Source organism: Pedobacter sp. UC225_65 (assembly GCF_042698365.1).
Lineage (GTDB): Bacteria > Bacteroidota > Bacteroidia > Sphingobacteriales > Sphingobacteriaceae > Pedobacter.
The window spans coordinates 2,107,717-2,129,167 of sequence record NZ_CP170550.1 but is presented as its reverse complement, the minus strand read 5'-3'; the positions used below and the strand labels follow the sequence as shown (position 1 = coordinate 2,129,167).

General features: G+C 40.2%; 14 protein-coding genes and 6 pseudogenes. 2 read left to right on the top strand and 18 right to left on the bottom strand.

What is annotated here, in order from left to right:
- The 16 genes and pseudogenes from ACFJIZ_RS11160 to ACFJIZ_RS11085 all read right to left on the bottom strand — a co-directional run bounded on the left by ACFJIZ_RS11160 (window position 1) and on the right by ACFJIZ_RS11085 (window position 17,248).
- On the bottom strand, window positions 1–411 hold the full coding sequence (locus ACFJIZ_RS11160) for a hypothetical protein (protein WP_379093665.1): 411 nt from the start codon (window positions 409–411) through the stop codon (window positions 1–3).
- A 195-nt stretch (window positions 412–606) separates the two neighbouring features.
- A complete protein-coding gene (locus ACFJIZ_RS11155; protein ID WP_379093662.1) occupies window positions 607–870 on the bottom strand; it encodes a hypothetical protein in 264 nt (87 codons plus the stop codon).
- An 84-nt stretch (window positions 871–954) separates the two neighbouring features.
- On the bottom strand, window positions 955–1,278 hold the full coding sequence (locus ACFJIZ_RS11150) for a hypothetical protein (protein ID WP_379093659.1): 324 nt from the start codon (window positions 1,276–1,278) through the stop codon (window positions 955–957).
- A 354-nt stretch (window positions 1,279–1,632) separates the two neighbouring features.
- Window positions 1,633–2,885 (bottom strand): annotated as a pseudogene (gene ilvA, locus ACFJIZ_RS11145) (threonine ammonia-lyase IlvA).
- 212 nt (window positions 2,886–3,097) lie between these two features.
- Complete coding sequence (locus ACFJIZ_RS11140) at window positions 3,098–4,258, bottom strand: 2-isopropylmalate synthase (RefSeq protein WP_379093656.1); 1,161 nt, start codon at window positions 4,256–4,258, stop codon at window positions 3,098–3,100.
- A gap of 4 nt (window positions 4,259–4,262) precedes the next feature.
- Window positions 4,263–5,356 (bottom strand): annotated as a pseudogene (leuB, locus tag ACFJIZ_RS11135) (3-isopropylmalate dehydrogenase).
- Window positions 5,356–6,831 carry an ATP-binding cassette domain-containing protein gene (locus ACFJIZ_RS11130; RefSeq protein WP_379093653.1) on the bottom strand — a complete coding sequence of 492 codons (1,476 nt, stop codon included), beginning with the start codon at window positions 6,829–6,831 and terminating at the stop codon, window positions 5,356–5,358. Before ACFJIZ_RS11130 ends, leuB begins: the two are co-directional and overlap by 1 nt.
- A 19-nt stretch (window positions 6,832–6,850) precedes the next feature.
- Window positions 6,851–7,442 (bottom strand): annotated as a pseudogene (gene leuD, locus ACFJIZ_RS11125) (3-isopropylmalate dehydratase small subunit).
- A 48-nt stretch (window positions 7,443–7,490) separates the two neighbouring features.
- On the bottom strand, window positions 7,491–8,279 hold the full coding sequence (locus ACFJIZ_RS11120; RefSeq protein ID WP_379093650.1) for a class I SAM-dependent methyltransferase: 789 nt from the start codon (window positions 8,277–8,279) through the stop codon (window positions 7,491–7,493).
- Window positions 8,280–8,437: 158 nt separating this feature from the next.
- Complete coding sequence (gene leuC / locus ACFJIZ_RS11115; protein ID WP_379093646.1) at window positions 8,438–9,844, bottom strand: 3-isopropylmalate dehydratase large subunit; 1,407 nt, start codon at window positions 9,842–9,844, stop codon at window positions 8,438–8,440.
- A gap of 77 nt (window positions 9,845–9,921) precedes the next feature.
- A pseudogene (ilvC, locus tag ACFJIZ_RS11110) lies at window positions 9,922–11,403 on the bottom strand (ketol-acid reductoisomerase).
- Between the two features lie 153 nt (window positions 11,404–11,556).
- Window positions 11,557–11,928 (bottom strand): glyoxalase superfamily protein, encoded by a 372-nt coding sequence (locus tag ACFJIZ_RS11105; protein WP_379093643.1) that lies wholly within the window; start codon window positions 11,926–11,928, stop codon window positions 11,557–11,559.
- Between the two features lie 71 nt (window positions 11,929–11,999).
- A pseudogene (gene ilvN / locus ACFJIZ_RS11100) lies at window positions 12,000–12,602 on the bottom strand (acetolactate synthase small subunit).
- A 6-nt stretch (window positions 12,603–12,608) separates the two neighbouring features.
- Window positions 12,609–14,347: pseudogene (ilvB, locus tag ACFJIZ_RS11095) on the bottom strand (biosynthetic-type acetolactate synthase large subunit).
- Between the two features lie 4 nt (window positions 14,348–14,351).
- On the bottom strand, window positions 14,352–16,031 hold the full coding sequence (gene ilvD / locus ACFJIZ_RS11090) for a dihydroxy-acid dehydratase (protein WP_379093640.1): 1,680 nt from the start codon (window positions 16,029–16,031) through the stop codon (window positions 14,352–14,354).
- 326 nt (window positions 16,032–16,357) lie between these two features.
- Complete coding sequence (locus ACFJIZ_RS11085) at window positions 16,358–17,248, bottom strand: branched-chain amino acid transaminase (RefSeq protein WP_379093637.1); 891 nt, start codon at window positions 17,246–17,248, stop codon at window positions 16,358–16,360.
- Between the two features lie 535 nt (window positions 17,249–17,783).
- Between ACFJIZ_RS11085 and ACFJIZ_RS11080 the strand changes: the two genes are divergently transcribed.
- Window positions 17,784–18,389 carry a hypothetical protein gene (locus ACFJIZ_RS11080; protein ID WP_379093634.1) on the top strand — a complete coding sequence of 202 codons (606 nt, stop codon included), beginning with the start codon at window positions 17,784–17,786 and terminating at the stop codon, window positions 18,387–18,389.
- A 48-nt stretch (window positions 18,390–18,437) separates the two neighbouring features.
- Here ACFJIZ_RS11080 and atpC read toward each other — a convergent pair whose 3' ends face one another.
- A complete protein-coding gene (atpC, locus tag ACFJIZ_RS11075; protein WP_379093631.1) occupies window positions 18,438–18,683 on the bottom strand; it encodes an ATP synthase F1 subunit epsilon in 246 nt (81 codons plus the stop codon).
- Window positions 18,684–18,799: 116 nt separating this feature from the next.
- Window positions 18,800–20,302: a F0F1 ATP synthase subunit beta gene (gene atpD, locus ACFJIZ_RS11070; RefSeq protein ID WP_379093628.1), complete on the bottom strand. Its 1,503-nt coding sequence runs from the start codon at window positions 20,300–20,302 to the stop codon at window positions 18,800–18,802.
- A gap of 151 nt (window positions 20,303–20,453) precedes the next feature.
- Between atpD and ACFJIZ_RS11065 the strand changes: the two genes are divergently transcribed.
- Window positions 20,454–21,365, top strand: coding sequence for an SDR family oxidoreductase (locus ACFJIZ_RS11065; RefSeq protein ID WP_379093625.1), 912 nt, complete (start codon window positions 20,454–20,456; stop codon window positions 21,363–21,365).
- Window positions 21,366–21,451 lie beyond the last annotated feature (86 nt).

The following is a 21,451-nucleotide window of genomic DNA, read 5'->3' as shown; positions in this document are numbered from 1 at the left end:
TTATTTGTCTGAAGCAACAATAACAATCTTAACTCTTGTTGTTCCTGTTGGTTTTCTGGGTTGGGTTGCTTGGTTATCAGAACTCTGGATATCAATTTCAACCTGTCCTTTGGTAATTACCGTACTGTAAGCGTCAATGTCATAAACAAATGGAGCTGGTAAATAAGAAACGCCATTGTCGTAAGAAATATAGACTAAGATACCATCATTATCTAAAGAATATTGGTTGATTGCCGGTACACTTAAAACGCTGTAATAAGTTAAACCATTTGAACTTAATGTCCAAGCATTTGAAGCTATGTCTCTGATAACTGTAATGTTTGGTGTAGTCTGATTGATAATAGTGTCTTTTTTGCAAGACGCCAAACCTAGTGAGGCGATGCAGATGAGTAGTAAGGTTAGCTTTTTCATGTTGTGTGTGTGTTTTGTAAGTTATATTGCAAATCTTTTGCCAATTTTCTTTATAAGAAATATTGCATTGAAAAAAATGAGCGGTTCGTGGATACATGAACCAGAAATGCATGTTATGGTCATTGGATACAGATTCTTCGCTTTGCTCAGAATGACAAAAACATGAATGAATTATACATCAATAACCCATCATTTTCATTCCGTAATTCCAACGGTCTTGGATGGATAAAGATGACCCTCAAATTCAAACCCAGGAAAAAACTTGGAGAGCGGACTTTCTTTTCTCAATGATTTTAACAAAATGTTCAGTGATCGATGGGAAAGGTTTAAATAGGAGGGATTGATCAAATTCTGTTCTCTCCATAACAGTTTGCTATCCCAATCTTTGGCTGCATTGTCCTTTAAGACTTGGCCTTGCCTCAATTGCTGCAGATCTTTCCAGATATCGTCAAAGATCAACTGATTGCCATAAGTAACAAAGGCTTTGATCTCTTATTAGAGTTTCCAGTTAAGCTGGGAACGGCGCTTAACAATTTACTGAGCTTACGTGTGGTAATGGCAGCTACCTTGGCCCATTGGGTGTCGAAACCTAAAGAATCTGTTTTCAATTGGAACCATCTGTAAAAATCGGATCCGCTCTTCAATGGTATCATATTGTTCAAAGCCATTGTTTTGCGTAAGATTTACCTCATTGGCTATGCTCCAGATGGCAGTATGGTGTATCCTATCTGCTTTTAACCAATGGCCATCTTTACCATCGTGTTTACCATTTGGATTGGCTTTGTAATAGGCAGCTTCATCGATATACTCTTTACTCGCATAACTGTAAGGAATGCAAAAGAGCAATAGAAACAATAAAAGTCTCAAATGCAACATATCCTAAGTTACGATTATGAGGTTTAAAAAGTTGAATTAACGTGAGTTTTGGATAAGAAAATATATGGTTTGCCCCTGGTTCGTGTCGACACGAACCAGGGTTTGAGAACAAAAATTTGTTTCTGTTTCGCTTCTCGGACATACTTTTTTCCTGTAGATGAAAAAAGTATGCAAAAAAATCCACGGCTGCGCCCTGTTCTTTTAAAGGAAGTGCTTAGGCATATTACTACATTCCGAACAGGCCAAGGCCGCTTTTAGTAGAACGTTGAGGTGGTGCTTAGGCTTGATATAAGCCTAAAACTAACACTTGCCCCTGGTTCGTGTCGACATGAACCAGGGTTTGACTTAAACCAAATATTCGAACAGGGTCTGGTCTTGGTTCAGTTCAATGATATCAAATTTAAATTCTTTCATCCGTTGTAAAAGCCCTGTATAATCTTCACGGTCTTTCAACTCGATACCCACCAAAGCAGGACCGCTTTCTCTTTCTGTCTTTTTAATGAATTCAAAACGCGTAATATCATCAAAAGGACCTAAAACCTCATTTACAAAAAGTTTCAATGCCCCTGGTCTTTGTGGAAAACGAACAATGAAATAATGCTTTAACCCCTCAAAAAGTAATGACTTTTCCTTGATTTCCTGCATCCGTTCAATATCGTTGTTGCCACCACTTACAATGCAGACTACTTTTTTACCTTTGATCTGATCAGCACACAGACTTAAGGAGGCTACCGCTAAGGCACCAGCAGGTTCTGCAACTATGGCATCTTCATTATAGAGTTTCAAGATGCTGGTACAAACTTTTCCTTCTGGGATAAGTAATATCTAATTATGATCTCTCTACAGATAGGGTAGGTTAACAAACCTACAGATTTTACTGCTGCTCCATCAATAAAACGGTTGATCTGGTCTAATTTAATAGGTCTGCCTGCTTTAAAAGCAGCTTCCATCGATGGGGCGCCTTCAGGTTCAACACCAATCAGCAATAGGTTTGGGTTTTGTTGTTTGAGATAAGTTCCGGCACCAGAAGCAAGGCCACCACCACCAATAGGCATGATCACCACTTCTGTATCTGGTTGTTCCTCTAAAATCTCTACACCTACTGTTCCTTGGCCTTCTATCACATTATAATGGTCAAAGGGAGGAACAAAGGTCATTTTATTTTCTGCCGTAAAACGTAAAGCCTCAGCCAAACAATCGTCAAAAGTGTCACCTACTAAAACAATGTCGATCCAACCGTTACCAAATAAGGTGGTTTGACTTACCTTTTGTTTGGGGGTAATCTCGGGCATAAAGATGGTTCCTTTGATTTTTAACTTTTTGCAAGAATAAGCTACGCCTTGTGCATGGTTACCTGCACTGGCACAAACAACTCCATTCTGGATCAGCTCTGCAGGGATTTGGCTCATCATGTTGTATGCACCGCGCAATTTGTAAGAACGGACTACTTGTTTGTCTTCGCGTTTTAAATAGATCTGTGCCTGATATCTTTCTGATAACCTTTCGTTAAACTCTAAAGGTGTATGCAATACGGTTCCCTTCAGTCTTTCTGCAGCGGCTAAAAAATCAAATGTATGTTGTTGTACTGTGGTGTTCATTGTTTTTTTATTAGTTCATTGGTTCATTCGTTCACTTGTTCATTGGTTCACTTGTTCATTAGTGCATTGGTGTATTGTCTTCGACAGGCTCAGACTGACAAAATTATTGGTTTAGTTGTTCGTTAGTTTAATTGTTCATTGGTTCATTGGTTCACTTGTTCATTAGTTTGTTCAGTACTAATGTTTTTCAGGTTATAGACTTCGAACGATTTCTAAACCAAATGCAGGGCAACCAATTGATTAAGGTCATGGTCGTCAATGCCTTGTTTGCTATCGGCCAATACCAAAAACTGTTTGTAAACGATATCTAGGTTTTCTTTTTCTAAACGATGGCCCAATCTATCTAAATGGTGTTTTAATGCATGGCGGCCACTTCTAGCCGTCAATACAATGGCTGCAGATGGGAAACCAACATCTTCTGGTTTAATGATCTCGTAGTTTTCACGGTTTTTCAAGAAACCATCTTGATGGATACCAGAACTGTGCGAAAATGCATTGCCACCCACAATGGCCTTGTTGGGTTGTACTGGCATGTGCATCTGCTCGCTTACATGCCTGCTGATGTTATAAAAACCAGAAGTGTTGATGCTGGTATGGAGATTTAAACTTTTGTGGGTCTTTAAGATCATAACCACTTCTTCCATTGAAGTATTTCCAGCGCGTTCGCCAATACCATTAATGGTACATTCTACCTGACGTGCACCATTTTGAAGGCCAGCAATCGAATTGGCGGTGGCCAAACCTAGGTCGTTATGGCAATGTACAGAAATGATGGCTTTGTCGATGTTTTTTACATGCTCTTTTAAGTACAGGATCTTTGAACCGTATTGGTCTGGCAAACAATATCCATTGGTGTCTGGAATATTAACCACGGTTGCACCAGCGGCGATAACGGCTTCTATCATTTTGGCCAAGAACTCAATATCAGCCCTGCCTGCATCTTCAGCATAAAATTCTACGTCTTCAACATACCGCTTTGCATATTTTACGGCTTCTATACCTCGTTCTAAAATCTCTTCGCGGGTGCTGTTAAATTTGGTCTTGATGTGCATGTCTGATGCACCAATACCCGTATGGATACGAGGCCTTTTGGCAAAACGCAAAGCATCGGCTGCTACATCGATGTCATTTTTATTGGCCCGTGTCAAAGCACAGATGATAGGGTCTTTAACAGCTTTTGATAATTCGATCACACTGTTGAAATCGCCCGGACTTGACACAGGGAACCCAGCTTCGATCACATCAACGCCTAGCAATTCGAGCGATTTTGCAATGTCAATTTTCTGATTGGTATCTAACTGGCAGCCTGGAACCTGCTCCCCATCACGCAAGGTGGTGTCAAAAATGTAAACTTTGTTAGGGTCGTGTAGCATCGCTTTATGAATTTATGGTTACTGATTGTGATAAAAACTTCATGACTAGGGTGCCCATTTCTTTGGTACCTAGTACTTTATATCTATTGGTGGTACTGTCTGCAATATCGTTGGTCCTGAAACCTTCTTTTAAAACTCTATCTACTGCATCAACCAATGTTTTGGCTTCTTCTTTCAGCCCAAAACTGATTTCGAGCATCAGTGCTGCCGATAGGATAGACGCCAGCGGATTGGCCAGGTCTTTTCCTGTAATATCGTGCGCAGAACCATGGATAGGTTCAAAGAAGCCAGTGCCATCGCCAATTGATGCAGAGGCCAACATCCCCATCGATCCAGCGATCTGAGAAGCCTCATCAGTTAAGATGTCGCCAAATAGGTTGGCAGTGAGTACCACATCAAACTGTTTGGGGTCTTTGATCAACTGCATGGCCGCATTGTCGATAAACATATGGTCTGTTTGCACATCAGGATATTGTTTGGCCACTTCCTGTACCGTCTCCCTCCATAGGCGAGAACTTTCCAATACATTGGCCTTGTCTACTGAACATAGTTTTTTACGACGCTGACGGGCTGCTTCGTAAGCTTTATGGGCAATTCTCTCTACCTCATATTTGTGATAGACCATTAGGTCTGAAGCCGTATTCCGATCCTCAGAGCGTTTTTTTTCTCCGAAATAGACATCGCCTGTTAGCTCCCTGAAGAACAAGATGTCAGTCCCTTTTAAAATGGTGGGTTTAATGCTTGATGCATGTAAAAGTTCATCAAACAAAAGGATAGGACGGAGGTTGGCATATAAACCTAGTTCTTTTCTAATCTTGAGTAGACCTTGTTCTGGTCTTACTTTTAAAGATGATCATTGTCGTATTTGGCATGTCCAACCGCACCAAAGAGGATCGCATCGCTTTTTTTAGCTTTTTCTAAAGTTTCGTCAGGTAATGGATTGCCAGTGGCTTCGATCGCTACATGGCCCATCAATGCTTCGTCAAAAGTAAAATCGTGACCATAAGTCGTAGCAATGTGCATCAGGGCTGCTTTGCCCCATTGGGTAACTTCTGGTCCAATTCCATCGCCAGGAATAACTAATATCTGCTTCTTCATCATGCTAATTCTTTTTGTGTTCTATCTATTTTTATAGGGTTAACTACTTCGCCTTTATGGAGGAGTAGCTGATGTGTAATACAATTTGGTAACTGTGATTCGAAATGGCCTACATAGATAAGGGTCATCCCGTTGTTGCACAATCCGTCTACCAGTTGGTTAAAATGTTGTGTCTGTTGTTGGTCAAGGCCTTGGCAAGGTTCGTCAAGGATCAGTAGCTCTGGGTTTTTAATGATGGTCCTAGCCAATAATGCCAATCGCTGTTTGCCTAATGGAAGGGTATTCAACAAATCGTTTTTGTAGGCTGATAGTCCAAAATATTCGATCAGTTCCTCTACCTGATTACTTTTTTCGTAACCTAATTCACGGAATAGTCCAACACTGTCAAAAAAGCCAGAGGCAATACTTTGCCAAACGGTTGATGTGGCATCGAAATACCAATGGAACTCTGGCGAAATGAGACCGATATGTTGTTTGATGTCCCAGATGCTTTCGCCCGAACCTCTTTTTTGTCCAAAGAGGTAAATGGTATTGGCATATGATTGGGGATGGTCGCCATTGACTAAGCTCAACAAGGTTGATTTTCCAGAGCCATTGTGTCCTTGTAAGAGCCATTTTTCGCCAGCTTTTACCTCCCAATTGATATTTTTTAAGACCTGTTTTTCACCATAGTTGATATTTACATCTACCATTTTCACCATGTTTGTGGATGAATAAACAGGTGATGTTGCCAAAAAGCTCGGTACTGTGCTGCTGATTTTTTCTACTGTGGCTAAAGCTGAAACAGGGGTAATCACTTCATTTAACTTTCCTTCTGCTATTACGGCATATCGGTTAATCGCGGTAGGTAATTCTGTATCGTTGCCAATTAAAATCAGTTGTACGCCTTGGGCTGCTACCAGATCCAACAGCGTGTTTAGGTTATGGCGAGAAGCTTTGTCTAAACCTGTATAGGGTTGATCGATCACTAGCAATTGTGGTTTTAGCCACAAAGCTTTGACCAATTGTAGTTTTTTATGTTCGCCGCTTGAAAGCTCGATGAGCTGCGAATTTTTAAAGGCAGCAAAATCTAAGGTTGTTAGGATAGCTTCTACCTCGTTAATATCGAGATGGTTGGTTCTACCATAATGAAGCAATTCGGCATATACCGTTAATGTTTCTTTGGCTTGTTGACTGGTGTAGCGTTGCTGATAATAGAAATTAGCCACACCTTCTAGGTTCTTGAACTGGTACCAACTTTCTACATAATGTACTTCGGCAGGTAAACTGCTTTCCGTATTGAAGCTGATGTTGACCTGGCCAGCTGCACTTTGCAAACCTGCTATAATTTTGGCCAAAGCCGTTTTTCCACTTCCGCTGGTGCCACCTAATACCCAATTTTCGCCCTGATCGATTGTCCAATCCAAATCCCTTAATACCGACTTTTGTTGGTAATTGAGGTTGAGTTTTTGGATATTGACGAATGCCTTGGTCATTGTTGGGATTAATTTGGGGTTAGACAGTTTGTTTTTGTTCGAACGCTTCTATCAATTGTTTTTGGTTGAGGATGAAATCGATATCATCGTAACCATTGATCAAACATGATTTTTTATAAGGATTGATCTCAAATGATTCTTGTGCTTGGGTGGTTTCAATGGTAACTGTCTGATTCTCCAAATCAACTGTTAAGGCAGCTTTTGGGTCTTTTGCTACTGCGGTGAAAATCTGGGCTAAAAAATCATCACTTACCTGGATGGGTAATAGTCCATTGTTCAAGGCATTGCCTTTAAAGATATCTGCAAAAAAACTACTGATCACGACATCAAAACCTGCATCTTGAATTGCCCAGGCGGCATGTTCGCGACTGCTTCCACAACCAAAGTTTTTGCCCGCAACCAAGATCTTGTCCGCCATATATTGGATTGTTTAATACAAAATCTGGTTTAGGGCTGTTGTCATTTTCATAACGCCAATCGCGGAATAGGTTTTCGCCAAAGCCCGCGCGGGTCGTGGCTTTTAAGAACCTGGCCGGAATAATCTGGTCGGTATCAATGTTTTCTATATTTAAAGGCACTACTGCCGATGTTAGTTTGGTGAACTTTTTCATTCTTATATAGTATCTAGTAGTAAGTATCAAGCATCAAGGCTTGATTTTTCACTTTGTTCTTTTGCTGTAAATTTTCTGCCGTTTCCAGGCTTTTATCCGTAGTCTTCTATAATCAGCCAACCATTCTCCATTGATGAAATATTGGGGTTTAAGGATGCTGATAGCTAGTTTTTTAATATTTTCTGCTTCTTCTGGACTAAGGTTTTTAAAGGCGTGTTGCGCAAACTGGTTGATCCAGATGTACATTCCATCTTCGCCATTCAGCTTGGTAGGTCTATCGAATAACCAAGCTTGTTCTACTTCAAAGCCTTTTGCTTCTAATAGGCTAGTGTAGGTACTTATGGAAGGAAAGAACCAAAAATTGGTGACTACTTTATCGATTAGGTTCAATTGCTTGGAAGCTGTAGCAATGGCATCGGTTATGCTTTTTACATTGCCCTTGCCACCAAATTCGGCTACCAATCGGCCGCCTTGTTTTAAACTTTTGAACAATCCTTCAACCAGGGCTTCTTGGTCTTCGATCCAATGAAAAGTAGCATTGCTGAAAATAGCATCGAATAATTCGCGGTAAGGCAATTTGGTAGCATCTACTACTTCGAAAGCCAATTCAGGATGTGTGGTTCTGGCGGTAGCGATCATCTCTGCTGATGCATCTACGCCAAAAATGTTCGCTCCTTTTTCTGCAATCTGGGCGGCCAAATCTCCGGTACCACAGCCTACATCTAAAATATCTTCGCTAGGTTTTGGTGCAAGCCATTGCAACACATCAGCGCCATAAGCCGACACAAAATGGTGTTGTTTGTTGTATAAGTTCGCATCCCAATGTATTTCTGGCATCTTTTTTATTTTATTAGTTTATAGTCTTCGACAAGCTCAGACTGACAAAAACATTAGTTCAGTTGTTCAATGGTTCATTAGTTCATTAGTTCAGTCGTTCATTGGTTCAATGGTCATTAAGTTATCACCATCTTCCGTCTTCCATTTCCCATCTTCCCTTACTCTTGTTCCAATAGCTCTCGTACATCTGTTATTTTTCCGGTAACGGCTGCGGCTGCGGCGGTTAAGGGGCTGGCTAAAAGCGTACGGGCATTTTGGCCTTGTCTACCTTCAAAATTTCTGTTCGATGTAGATACACAGTATTTCCCTGCAGGGATTTTATCTTCGTTCATACCCAAACAGGCACTACAACCAGGTTCGCGCAGCTGAAATCCTGCCGCCTCAAATATTTTATCCAAGCCTTCGTTTTTGGCTTGTTGTTCAACTTGTTTAGAGCCGGGAACAATCCATACCGTAACATTGTCGGCTTTGTGTTTATCTTTTACAAAATCGGCAACCTCACGCAGATCTTCGATACGCGAATTGGTACAACTACCAATGAACACATAATCCACAGGTTTGCCAATCAATGAAGAGTCGTCGTTAAAACCCATGTAATCCAATGCTTTTTGATAAGAAAGCTGCTCTTTCTCTGGTTGGGCCTGTGTTGCTGGGATATGCTCTTGTATACCCATCCCCATCCCAGGATTTGTACCATAGGTAATCATGGGTGCAATGTCAGCTGCATCAAAAGTCAGTACTTTATCAAATTTGGCATCCGCATCGCTATATAAAGTTTTCCAATAGCTTAAAGCTTCGTCCCATTCAGCACCTGCTGGCGCAAATTCTCTGCCCTTGATGTAATCGAAAGTAGTCTGGTCTGGCGCAATCAATCCACCTCTTGCACCCATTTCAATACTCATATTGCAGATAGTCATTCGTGCCTCCATGCTTAGCGCCGTAATTGCAGAACCTGCATATTCAATAAAATAGCCTGTGCCACCAGCTGCAGATATTTGAGCAATGATATAAAGGATGATGTCTTTTGCGGTCACGCCTTTGCCCAAGGTACCATTGACCTCAATTTTCATGGTTTTAGGTTTCTGCTGCAACAAACATTGGGTGGCAAAAACCTGTTCTACCTGCGATGTACCAATACCAAAAGCAATGGCGCCAAAAGCTCCATGGGTAGAGGTATGGCTATCGCCACACACCATCGTTTTCCCTGGTAGTGTAATACCAAGTTCAGGTCCAATTACATGTACAATTCCCTGGAAGGGATGGCCTAAACCATACAATTCGATACCAAATTCAGCACAGTTTTTAGTCAGGGTATCGACCTGATAACGAGAAAGTTCTTCCTTTATCGGTAGCAATTGATTTAGTGTTGGTACATTATGGTCGGCTGTAGCTATGGTTTGTTTTGGACGAAAAACAGGAATCCCTCTCTTGCGTAGGCCATCAAAGGCTTGCGGAGAAGTTACCTCGTGAATTAAATGGGTATCAATGTATAAAATATCAGGAAAGCCTGTTTCGCTTTTTACCACATGGGCATCCCAAATTTTTTCTACTAATGTTTTTGACATTTTATTATAGTTTAAATGTTTGTCGACCTGAACCTATAGAAGAATTTTTCGATAGGCTCAAGACGACATTTTTGTTTCTATGCGGTTTTAATGGCTTTCATGGCGGTCATTGCTTTTCTAAGTTCGGCACCGATAATTTCTACTGGATGGTGACGGATGGTATCATTTACGGCAATTAAGGTTCTGTTGTCGACCGCACCATCTTTACCTTCGTTAAAGTTTTTACCTACTAGGTCTGCATCAATTTTTTTCATAAAATCGGCCAATAAAGGTTTACAAGCTTGATCGAATAGATAACAACCATATTCCGCAGTATCAGAAATGACACGGTTCATTTCGAATAGTTTTTTACGGGCAATGGTGTTCGCGATCAAAGGAGTTTCATGTAATGATTCGTAATAGGCAGATTCTGGTTTGATACCAGCTTGTACCATGGTTTCGAAAGCCAATTCAACTCCAGCTCTTACAAATGCAACCATTAAGGTATAATTGTCGAAATATTCTTGTTCGCCGATTTTTACATCACCGGCAGGTGTTTTTTCGAAGGCAGTTTCACCAGTAGCGGAACGCCAAGCCAAAAGATTTTTGTCACCATTTGCCCAATCTTCCATCATGATGCGGCTAAATTCTCCACTCATGATATCATCTTGGTGTTTTTGGAATAGGGGACGCATGATGTTTTTCAGTTCTTCTGAAATTTCAAATGCTTTGATTTTTGCAGGGTTGCTTAACCTGTCCATCATTGCCGTAATTCCACCTTGTTTTAAGGCTTCGGTAATTACCTCAACACCATATTGAACCAGTTTAGAAGCATAACCTTTGTCAATTCCTTTTTCAACCATTTTATCAAATGAAAGGATAGACCCTGTTTGTAAAAGTCCACAAAGTATGGTCTGCTCGCCCATCAGATCAGATTTTACCTCGGCCACAAAAGATGATTTTAAAACACCTGCTTTATGGCCGCCAGTGCCTACACAATAAGCTTTTGCCTGTGCCAGACCTTTGCCTTGTGGGTCATTTTCTGGGTGTACGGCAATTAGGGTTGGTACCCCAAAACCTCTTACATATTCTGCTCTAACTTCACTTCCCGGACATTTTGGAGCTACCATAATTACCGTAAGGTCTTTACGGATCCTGCATGCCTTCTTCTACAATATTGAAACCGTGCGAGTAAGATAGGGTGGCACCTTCTTTCATTAAAGGCATGATCGCATTCACCACCGAAGTATGTTGTTTATCTGGTGTAAGGTTGATGACCACATCGGCATTTGGATCAATTCTTCGTAGGTGCCTACCTTAAAATTGTTTTCGGTAGCATTTTTCCAAGAATCTCTTTTATTTTCGATTGCTTCCTTGCGTAGGGCATAGGCAACATCCAAACCACTATCTCTTAGGTTTAAACCCTGATTTAAGCCTTGCGCTCCACAACCTACTACAACCAGTTTTTTGCCTTTCAATGCACTTACGCCATCCAAAAATTCTGAACTGTCCATGAAGTCGCAAACACCCAATTGGTTTAATTTTTCTCTAAGTGGTAATGTGTTAAAATAATTTGCCATTGTTTTTGTTATTTTATTTTTTGGTTGATTTCTGTTTTAGTTTTACTATGTATTGTACTGGTTGATCCAGTTGTTGTTTTTGGTGTTTGGATTGCAAATCCCTACCAACATCATATCTTTTATCTTTGCTCCTTAATCCTTGTTCTTTTACCCTTACGCTTTCACAATAGCTTCGTTAAAAGAGATCTGGTTGTAAAAAGGGTCGTTAACGGTCACACACCAAGTATCGTAAAATGTTTTTTCCAATCCTGGTTTGTTGTATTTATACTTCTTGTCGATTAGGGTTTGATGGAATGCTTTTAGGCCTGTACAATCGATGTGGATATGTGCACCTGGCGAACAATCTCCATGATGTTCACTTAAATGCAGTTCGATACCGCTTAATGAAACTTGTATATAAACTGGCGAATTGGCTTCAAATCGATGTTCCCAATCTATTTTAAAACCAAGCCAATCCACATAAAATTCAACTGCCTTATCGTAATCGAATATTCTTAAGATCGGAACTACTTTATTACATTTCATCTATTTAGCGATTAGTCTTTATACTTACTACTTATTACTTTGTACTTACTACTTTGTACTTATTACTTTTACTACATGGTAAAAACTTTATCTCCTTGATCCAAAAACTCATTTTCGATCACATCTTGTCCTGGATTCTACGCGTTCAAACTCACGTAGCTTGGTATTGAAACCTTCGCTGTCTTTAATGATGGCTACCCTTGCACTTCTTACAAATTCAATCAGTCCATAAGGTTGTAAAACCTCAATCAGTTTGTCGGTCTCTTCTCTATGTCCGGTGGTCTCAAAAACGGTATAGTCTTTTCTGATCACAACCACACGTGCACCATGTTCGCGCAATAGACGCTCTACCAATACTTTTTCTGCAATTTCGTCGGTAGGTACTTTGTAAAGTGCCATTTCTTGCCAAATGATATCCTGATTGGTATTGTAGTATACTTTCAAAACTTCGATCTGTTCTCGATCTGGCGGGCCAGTTTTCTTACTACATCTTCTACTTCGTGAATGACAATGTTAAAACGATGGATATGTTCAATTTCTGAAGGCGAAGTATTTAAACTTTCTATGTTGATCTTCCTTCTGGAAAAAATGATTGCAATCCGATTCAATAAGCCGATCTGATTTTCGGTATAAACCGTTATGGTAAACTCTTGTTTATTGTTTTCTGTGCTCATTGTCTGTTATTTTAATCTGATTTCACTTACGCTACATCCCTGTGGTACCATTGGGAATACATTGTTTTCTTTAGTTACCATTACTTCTAATAGGTAAGAACCTTTGTGGTTCAACATTTCGCTCAATGAGCTGACCAATTGATCACGCGATGAAACTTTTTTGCTGGCGATGTAATAAGATTCGGCCAGTTTCACAAAATCAGGACTGGTAATGTCAACAAATGAATAGCGTTTTTCGTTAAATAGTTCTTGCCATTGACGTACCATACCCAAAAATCTATTGTTCAGGATCAAGACTTTTACATCGATGCCACTTTGCATAATGGTACCCAGTTCCTGTAAAGTCATCTGGAAACCACCATCGCCAATTACGGCTACTACCGTTTTGTTTGGTGCGCCAAATTTTGCACCAATGGCTGCTGGTAAACCAAAACCCATCGTACCTAAACCACCAGAGGTAATATTGCTACGGGTATTGTTAAACTGGGCATAACGGCAAGCTACCATTTGGTGCTGGCCAACATCGCTTACAATAATGGCTTCGCCTTTGGTCAAGATGTTCAACTGGTTCATCACTTCGCCCATGGTTAGTTCATCTCCAGTTGGATTTAACTCTTCATGGATGACAGCATCAACTTCGGCTTTGGTAAATTCCCTGAATTTTGCCAACCACTCAGGGTATGTTTTCTCTTCTACCAGTTGGGTAAGTAGGGGTAAGGTATCTTTACAATCGCCCCAAACTGGTACATGGGCCTTTACATTTTTATCAATTTCTGCAGGGTCGATATCTAGATGAACCACTTTGGCCTGTTTGGCATATTTGTCTAAACGACCAGTTACACGGTCATCAAAGCGCATACCGATGGCAATCAATACGTCACATTCATTGGTTAAAACATTTGGGCCATAATTTCCATGCATCCCCAACATACCCACATTGAGTTCGTGGTCTGTTGGAATTGCACCTGCCCCTAAAATTGTCCAGGCTGCCGGAATGCCACTTTTTTCGACAAAAGCCTTGAATTCTTTTTCGGCCTTGCCCAATAAAACCCCCTGACCAAACAAGATAAATGGTTTTTGGGCCTGATTGATCAAGGCAGCGGCTTCGCTGATGTATTCCTTACGGATATTTGGTTTTGGCCTGTAACTGCGGATATGGTTGCAAGGAATATAACCTTCATAATTGAACAATTGCAGTTGTGCATTTTTGGTAATGTCAATCAATACTGGTCCCGGTCTGCCACTACGCGCAATGTAAAATGCTTTGGCCAAAACACTAGGATCTCATTCGCATCTGTAACCTGGTAATTCCATTTGGTTACGGGTGTAGTAATGTTGATTACATCTGTTTCTTGGAAAGCATCGGTACCCAAAAGGTGTGCAAAAACCTGTCCAGTAATACAAACTAATGGAGTGCTATCTATCTGGGCATCAGCTAGTCCGGTTACCAGATTTGTGGCGCCTGGCCCACTTGTAGCAAACACTACACCCACTTTGCCAGAGCTGCGGGCATAGCCTTGTCCGGCGTGGATACCACCTTGCTCATGGCGTACTAAAATATGTTGTAATTTCTCTTTATAATCGTAAAGTGCATCATAGATTGGCATAATTGCTCCACCTGGATAACCAAAAATGACATCCGTTCCTTCGGCAATCAATCCTTCTAATAATGCTACAGACCCACTCACTTCTACAAAAGTTTTGGTTTGGGGTTGGCTTGCTACTTCTTGTTGTACAGTTTCCATAGTTTTAAGCTTCATCGGTTACACAGCCTTCGGCTGCAGTGGTTACGGTTCTGGCGTATTTATACAAAACACCTTTTTTAACTTTTAATGCTGGCTGTTGCCATTTTGCTTTTCTTGCTGCGATAATTTCATCGCTCACTTTTAGAATGATGCTGTTTGTTTTGGCGCTGATCTCAATCCTGTCTTCATCTTCTACAAAGGCGATCAAACCCCCATCAAAATATTCAGGGGTGATGTGCCCGACGACAAAGCCGTGGGTACCGCCACTAAATCGTCCATCTGTAATCAGGGCTACGCTGCTGCCTAAACCAGCACCATAAATGGCCGAAGTTGGTTTGAGCATTTCTGGCATTCCAGGTGCGCCTTTCGGACCTACATCGCGGATCACCACTACATCGCCAGCTTTTACCCTTCCGCTAGAAATACCCGCAATCAGTTCATATTCGCCATTAAATACCCTTGCTGGTCCTTCAAAGAATTCGCCTTCTTTACCACTGATCTTGGCAACACTTCCGCCTTCGGCCAAGTTGCCGTACAAAATTTGTAAGTGACCAGTTGCTTTGATAGGGTTTTCACTTGGGAAGATAATTTTTTGCTCATCGAAGTCCAGATCTGGAATTTCTGCTAGATTTTCTGCTATGGTTTTTCCGGTTACGGTTAGGCAATGACCATGCAACCAGCCTTTTTTAAGTAGGTATTTCATTACAGCTGGTACACCACCAATTTTGTGGAGGTCTTCCATCATGTATTTGCCACTCGGTTTCATATCGGCCAAAACTGGGATACGGTTACTAATGGTCTGGAAATCGTCTTGTGTAAGCGGTACGTCTACACTTTTGGCCATGGCAATCAAATGCAGTACAGCATTGGTTGATCCACCTAAAACCATGATGGTAACGATGGCATTTTCGAAAGCCTCACGTGTCATGATATCGCTTGGCTTGATGTCTTTTTCTAACAATATTTTTATCGCTTTACCAGCAGCTAAACATTCTGCTTTTTTCTCCTCGCTCAACGCGGGATTGGAAGACGAAAAAGGTAAGCTCATGCCTAAAGCTTCTACTGCGGCAGCCATGGTATTGGCCGTGTAAATACCACCACAGGCACCAGCACCTGGACAGGCATGTTTAATGATCTCTTTAAAATCGATATCGTCTATTTGTCCGGCAATCTTTTTGCCCAAAGCCTCGAAAGCCGATACAATGTTCAGGTCTTCACCTTTGTAATGACCAGGTTTGATTGTGCCGCCATATACCATAATAGATGGGCGATTTAAACGGCCCATGGCCATTACAGAACCTGGCATATTTTTATCACAACCCGGAATGGTGATCAAACCATCATAATATTGGCCACCACAAACCGCTTCGATCGAATCGGCAATAATGTCACGGCTCACCAGAGAGTAACGCATGCCTGCTGTACCATTGCTCATTCCGTCGCTTACCCCTATGGTGTTGAAAATTAGACCTACCAGATCATTAGCCCAGACCCCTTTTTTTACCACTTGTGCCAAATCGTTCAAGTGCATGTTACAGGTGTTTCCATCGTAGCCCATGCTGGCAATACCCACTTGTGCTTTTTCCATATCGGCATCGGTTAAACCAATTCCGTAAAGCATGGCTTGTGCTGCAGGTTGGGTAGGATCTTGTGTAAATGTTTTACTGTATTTGTTTAATTCCATTTTCTGGTAAGTCTAAATTTTATAATGGTTTCGTTTTTTTAAGCATAAAAAAAACCGTCTCTTTTGAAGGCGGTTTTCGGTATTTGTATATTTTTTATTATACGCAACTTCGTCCACCTCTTGTAAAAGAAATGACAATAATAATGTTGCTAATAATGTTTGTTCTAAGATTCATGTCCTGGACGTTGAGCCACAAACATACTAACAAATTAAAAAAAACAAAGAACTATTTGATATTAATATTTATTTCATGCCGAACTTGGTCTAGCATTGATCTTGAGCGCGTACCCCGAATTAACATCAGGAGAAGGAAAGGTTGTTTTTTGTTAGATGATGACCTCGTAATTTACTTTCTCCAATACTAGGTTTTTATAAGCCCTTTGCATGGTAGAACCAATACTATCGCTCCATTTTTGTCTAAAAACAACATCGTCTATTGTGTGGATACCAATAATTTCTGCAGCGGTACCACAAAAGAAAGCGCTATCGGCGTTTTTAAGTTCGGCTACGCTGATTGGTTTTTCTATCACCTCGATGTCCAATACTTTGCAAAGCTCAATTACGGTGGCACGTGTAATACCTGCTAAAATATTTCCCAAAGCAGGGGTGTATAACTTGCCGTTTTTCTCGATAAAGATGTTGGCACCTGGACCCTCGGCAATATTTTCGTTCATGTCTAACAGTAGGGCTTCGTCAAAACCTTTTTGTTTGGCATCTGTAGTAGCCAAGATAGAGTTCACATAGTGGCCACTGATCTTTGCTTCAACAAAGGTTGATTTTGGGTTTGGTCTTTGAAAAGGAGAAATGCATACCTTTAATTGTTTATCGCCCAGATAAGCTCCCCATTCCCAAGCACAGATCATGATGGAAGCTTCTTGTGGCGCAATTAAGGTCATGTTAGGCTCGCAATACACCAACGGACGGATATAGGCATCCTTAAAATTGTTCAATTCTAACAATCTATAGGTCTGTTTGATCAGTTCATTGTTGTCCCATGGGTAGGGGATATTGACCAGTTCGCAAGAACGTTGCAATCTTTCAAAATGCTCCCTGATCTTGAAGATACGTGTAGCATTGTGTGTTTTGTAGGCCCTAATCCCTTCAAATGCGGCTAAACCATAATGTAATGACTGGCCGTACAAATCGGTTTTGGCATCTTGTGCCTTTACAAACCGACCGTTAAGATAAATTACTGTGCTTGAGTTGTAATATTGCATTTTTTCCTATTTAAAAAAAGCGTCCCTTTTTAATTGGGACGCTTCGGTATATCGTGAGTATTAAATCATCATTTTATAGCGACCCCTGCTGCTTACTTAGCAGCAGAATAATAACAATAAGAATGACAGTTAGTGCTGCGATGTGAGCGGCTCTAAATGTGGTACTTAGATTTAAAATTCTTGGGTTATGCATTGCTGTTGTTTTATAAAAACCAATTTAGTTTTTGGTTCATAAACAATCAATAGCAATTAAAAAATAAATGAAAAAAAATATAATGCTGATATTTTTAAATATTCAGAATATAATATTGAATATGTTGGATTGTTCCGTCTATAACGTGGTGATAAGTAGACTAAATATGATTTCGGTATTTGGTATGTTTATTATGCTTGCATTATAATTTCGCAATATTCTGCCTAAAATTTACAAATTGATATAAAAATTTGAAAAAACAAGGCCATTTTAATGTGCTTGTTTTGGATATCATAAAGGTCACTTGCGTTGCTTATTTTTAGCAAAAATACTTTTGATTAAATGAGCGCACTTAAAGACATCTTAGCGAAGAAAACAGATAGCCAATTGAGATATTATATAGACCATGTAGATAAACATACCGATGAAGCGGTGAGGGTAGCTTTAGCCGAACTACAGCTGAGAAATGCCGAATTGCCCGATGATATCGTTGATGTAGTGGAACTTAAGCTACGAGAGAAAGCGGCTATCAAGATTGAAGAGAAAAAAAGCTGGGATACTTATATGGTACAGGATGAGGTGTCCCCTCATTTTTATTCGCAAAGGGCTATTTATGTTTTTTCCATCCTGTTCTCTGTGTTTTTTGGTTCATTTTTATTGGCCGCCAATTTAAAAACAATAGGAAAATCAAGATTTACGGTTATGCTATATGGATTTGCTTATTCTGTAATTACAATACTAGTAGGAGAATATATACAAGTAAATTTTTTCTATGCCTTCATTGCAAACTCAATAGGCGTAATGATCATGCAAGCACTTTTTTGGGATAGGCTGATTGGAAAAGAAATTAAATACAATGCAAAACCAATATGGAAACCTTTGATCATTGGGGTTTTAATAAGTGCTATTGTAATAATCTTGATGATTTACGGTGCTGATAAGGCATAAAAAAAGCCTCGATGAACATCGAGGCTTTTTTATGGATTTTGTAACAACTTAAGCAACAACTGCTTCTGCCAATACAATAATTTTATTGTCCAGAACTTCCACTACGCCACCTTTAATGTTAAAGATTTCTTCGCTTGTGGTGCTTTTAATAATTACCGGACCATCTTCTAAAGTAGAGATAATAGGAGCGTGGTCTTTTAAAATCTGAAAAGAACCTAAAGTTCCTGGAACGGTAACTGCTGTTACTTCGCCTTCGAAAACTTTTTTATCTGGAGTTAATATTTCTAAATTCATTTCTTTTAGTAGTTAGTATTTAGTAATTAGTAGTTAGACCAATCCACTAAATAAATTAATGAGGTAGTACTTAGGCTAAAGAGTTTTTCTATATACTAAGTACTAACTACTATGTACTAATTTGATTCTGCTAATAATTTTTTACCTTTTTCGATAGCTTCTTCAATGCTACCAACCAAGTTAAATGCAGCTTCTGGATATTCATCAACTTCACCATCCATGATCATGTTAAATCCTTTGATGGTATCTTTAATGTCAACCAAAACACCTTTTAAGCCTGTAAACTGCTCAGCTACGTGGAAAGGTTGAGATAAGAAACGTTGAACACGACGTGCACGAGATACCACTAATTTATCTTCCTCAGATAATTCGTCCATACCTAGAATCGCGATGATATCTTGTAATTCTTTGTAACGTTGTAAAGTTTCTTTCACACGTTGAGCCGTGTTATAGTGCTCATCGCCCAATACTGCTGGAGAAAGGATACGTGAAGTAGAATCCAATGGATCTACCGCAGGATAGATACCTAACTCGGCAATTTTACGTGAAAGTACAGTAGTGGCATCTAAGTGGGCAAATGTTGTTGCCGGAGCCGGGTCAGTTAAATCATCCGCAGGTACGTAAACGGCCTGTACTGAAGTAATTGAACCACGTTTAGTTGAAGTAATACGCTCTTGCATCAGACCCATCTCTGTAGCCAAGGTTGGTTGGTAACCTACCGCTGATGGCATACGACCTAATAGCGCCGATACCTCAGAACCTGCCTGCGTAAAACGGAAAATGTTGTCAACGAAGAAAAGGATGTCTTTTCCAGCGCCTTCGCCATCACCATCACGGAAATATTCAGCAACTGTTAATCCTGATAAAGCTACGCGAGCACGTGCACCAGGAGGCTCGTTCATTTGACCGAATACCAATGTTGCTTTAGATTCTTTTAATTTTTCAGTGTCAACAGACTTTAAGTCCCATCCACCTTTTTCCATTGAATGAAGGAAATCGTCACCATAGTTGATTACACCAGATTCGATAAACTCACGCAACAAATCGTTACCCTCACGTGTACGCTCACCAACACCCGCAAATACTGATAAACCAGCATAAGCTTTAGCGATGTTGTTAACCAACTCCATGATCAATACCGTTTTACCTACACCCGCACCACCAAACAAACCGATTTTACCACCTTTTGCATAAGGCTCTAATAAATCGATAACTTTAATACCTGTAAAAAGTACTTCAGTTTCAGTAGATAGGTCTTCGAAACGAGGAGGAGCGTTGTGGATTGGACGACCGCCAGTTTTATCAACAGCAGTAATCCCATCAATTGCCTCTCCAACTACGTTAAACAAACGACCTTTGATTTGATCACCAACAGGCATTTTGATAGGAGAGCCAGTGTCTAATGCTTCCATACCACGTACCAAACCATCTGTAGAATCCATCGCGATGGCACGTACACGGTCTTCACCAAGGTGTTGTTGAACTTCAAGAACGATCTTTTGTCCGTTTTCTTTAGTAATCTCTAATGCAGAGAAAATTTTAGGTAAATGGGCATCGTTAGCAAAACTTACGTCAACTACCGGTCCGATCATCTGCGCTATTTTTCCAATGTTAGGCATATATTGTTTTTGGTAAAATTATAAAAATCAAAATGTTAAAGGCGTTTTTCAACGCTTGTATTTCGGTCTGCAAAGCTAAGAGTTTTCCATTAAAATTTTATATATAAATAAAAAGTTTTTCCACAGTTTTTAAAACGGTAATTTAGCTGTTATGAAAACCGTATTAGTAACAGGCAGTAATGGGCTTTTAGGGCAGAAAATTACTGAAAAAATTTTAAAAGAAGGTGGTGTCAATCTAATTGCCACAGCCAAGGGCGAAAACCGTTTTCCTATTAAGGAAGGCTACTTATATACCGAAATGGATATCCTTGATCCTGAGGCTGTAAAAAAAGTAATCGAGCAACATAAACCTGATGCCATTATCCATACTGCCGCAATGACCAATGTGGATACCTGCGAAGACCAAAAAGAACTGGCTTATCAATTGAATGTTGAAGCAGTACAAACCTTGGTTGTACTTTGTGAAGAGCACAACATCCAACTGGTACACCTTTCTACCGATTTTATTTTTGATGGAGAGAATGGGCCTTACGATGAATTGGCATCACCAAATCCATTGAGCTATTACGGAGAGACCAAGCTGAGGGCCGAAGAGGTGATCAAAAACTCGAAGGCAAAATGGGCGATTTTGCGTACCATTATTGTATATGGTATTGTAAGTGATATGAGCAGGAGCAATATTGTGCTTTGGGCAAAGGGTGCATTAGAAAAAGGTAATCCTTTAAATATTGTAAACGACCAATGGCGCATGCCTACTTTGGTCGAAGATTTAGCCGATTGTTGCCTTTTGGCCATAGATCATGATGCACATGGCGTATATAACGCATCTGGTAAGGATATGATGAGTATTGCTGAACTGGTGGCTAGGGTTGCAGATTTTTGGAATTTAGATAAAACATTGATCAATGAAGTGAGCGCAGCTACCCTAAACCAAACAGCCAAACGGCCAGCCAGAACTGGATTTATTTTAGACAAATCAATGACTGAATTAAATTATCATCCGCATAGCTTTGAAGAAGGATTGGAGATCCTAGATCAACAATTAAAGAAAAGAGATCGCTAGTTCATTTGTCATTGGTTCATTGGGTAAGTCATGGTTAAATATAAATGAACAAATGATACTAATGAACAGATGAACCAATGAACTCC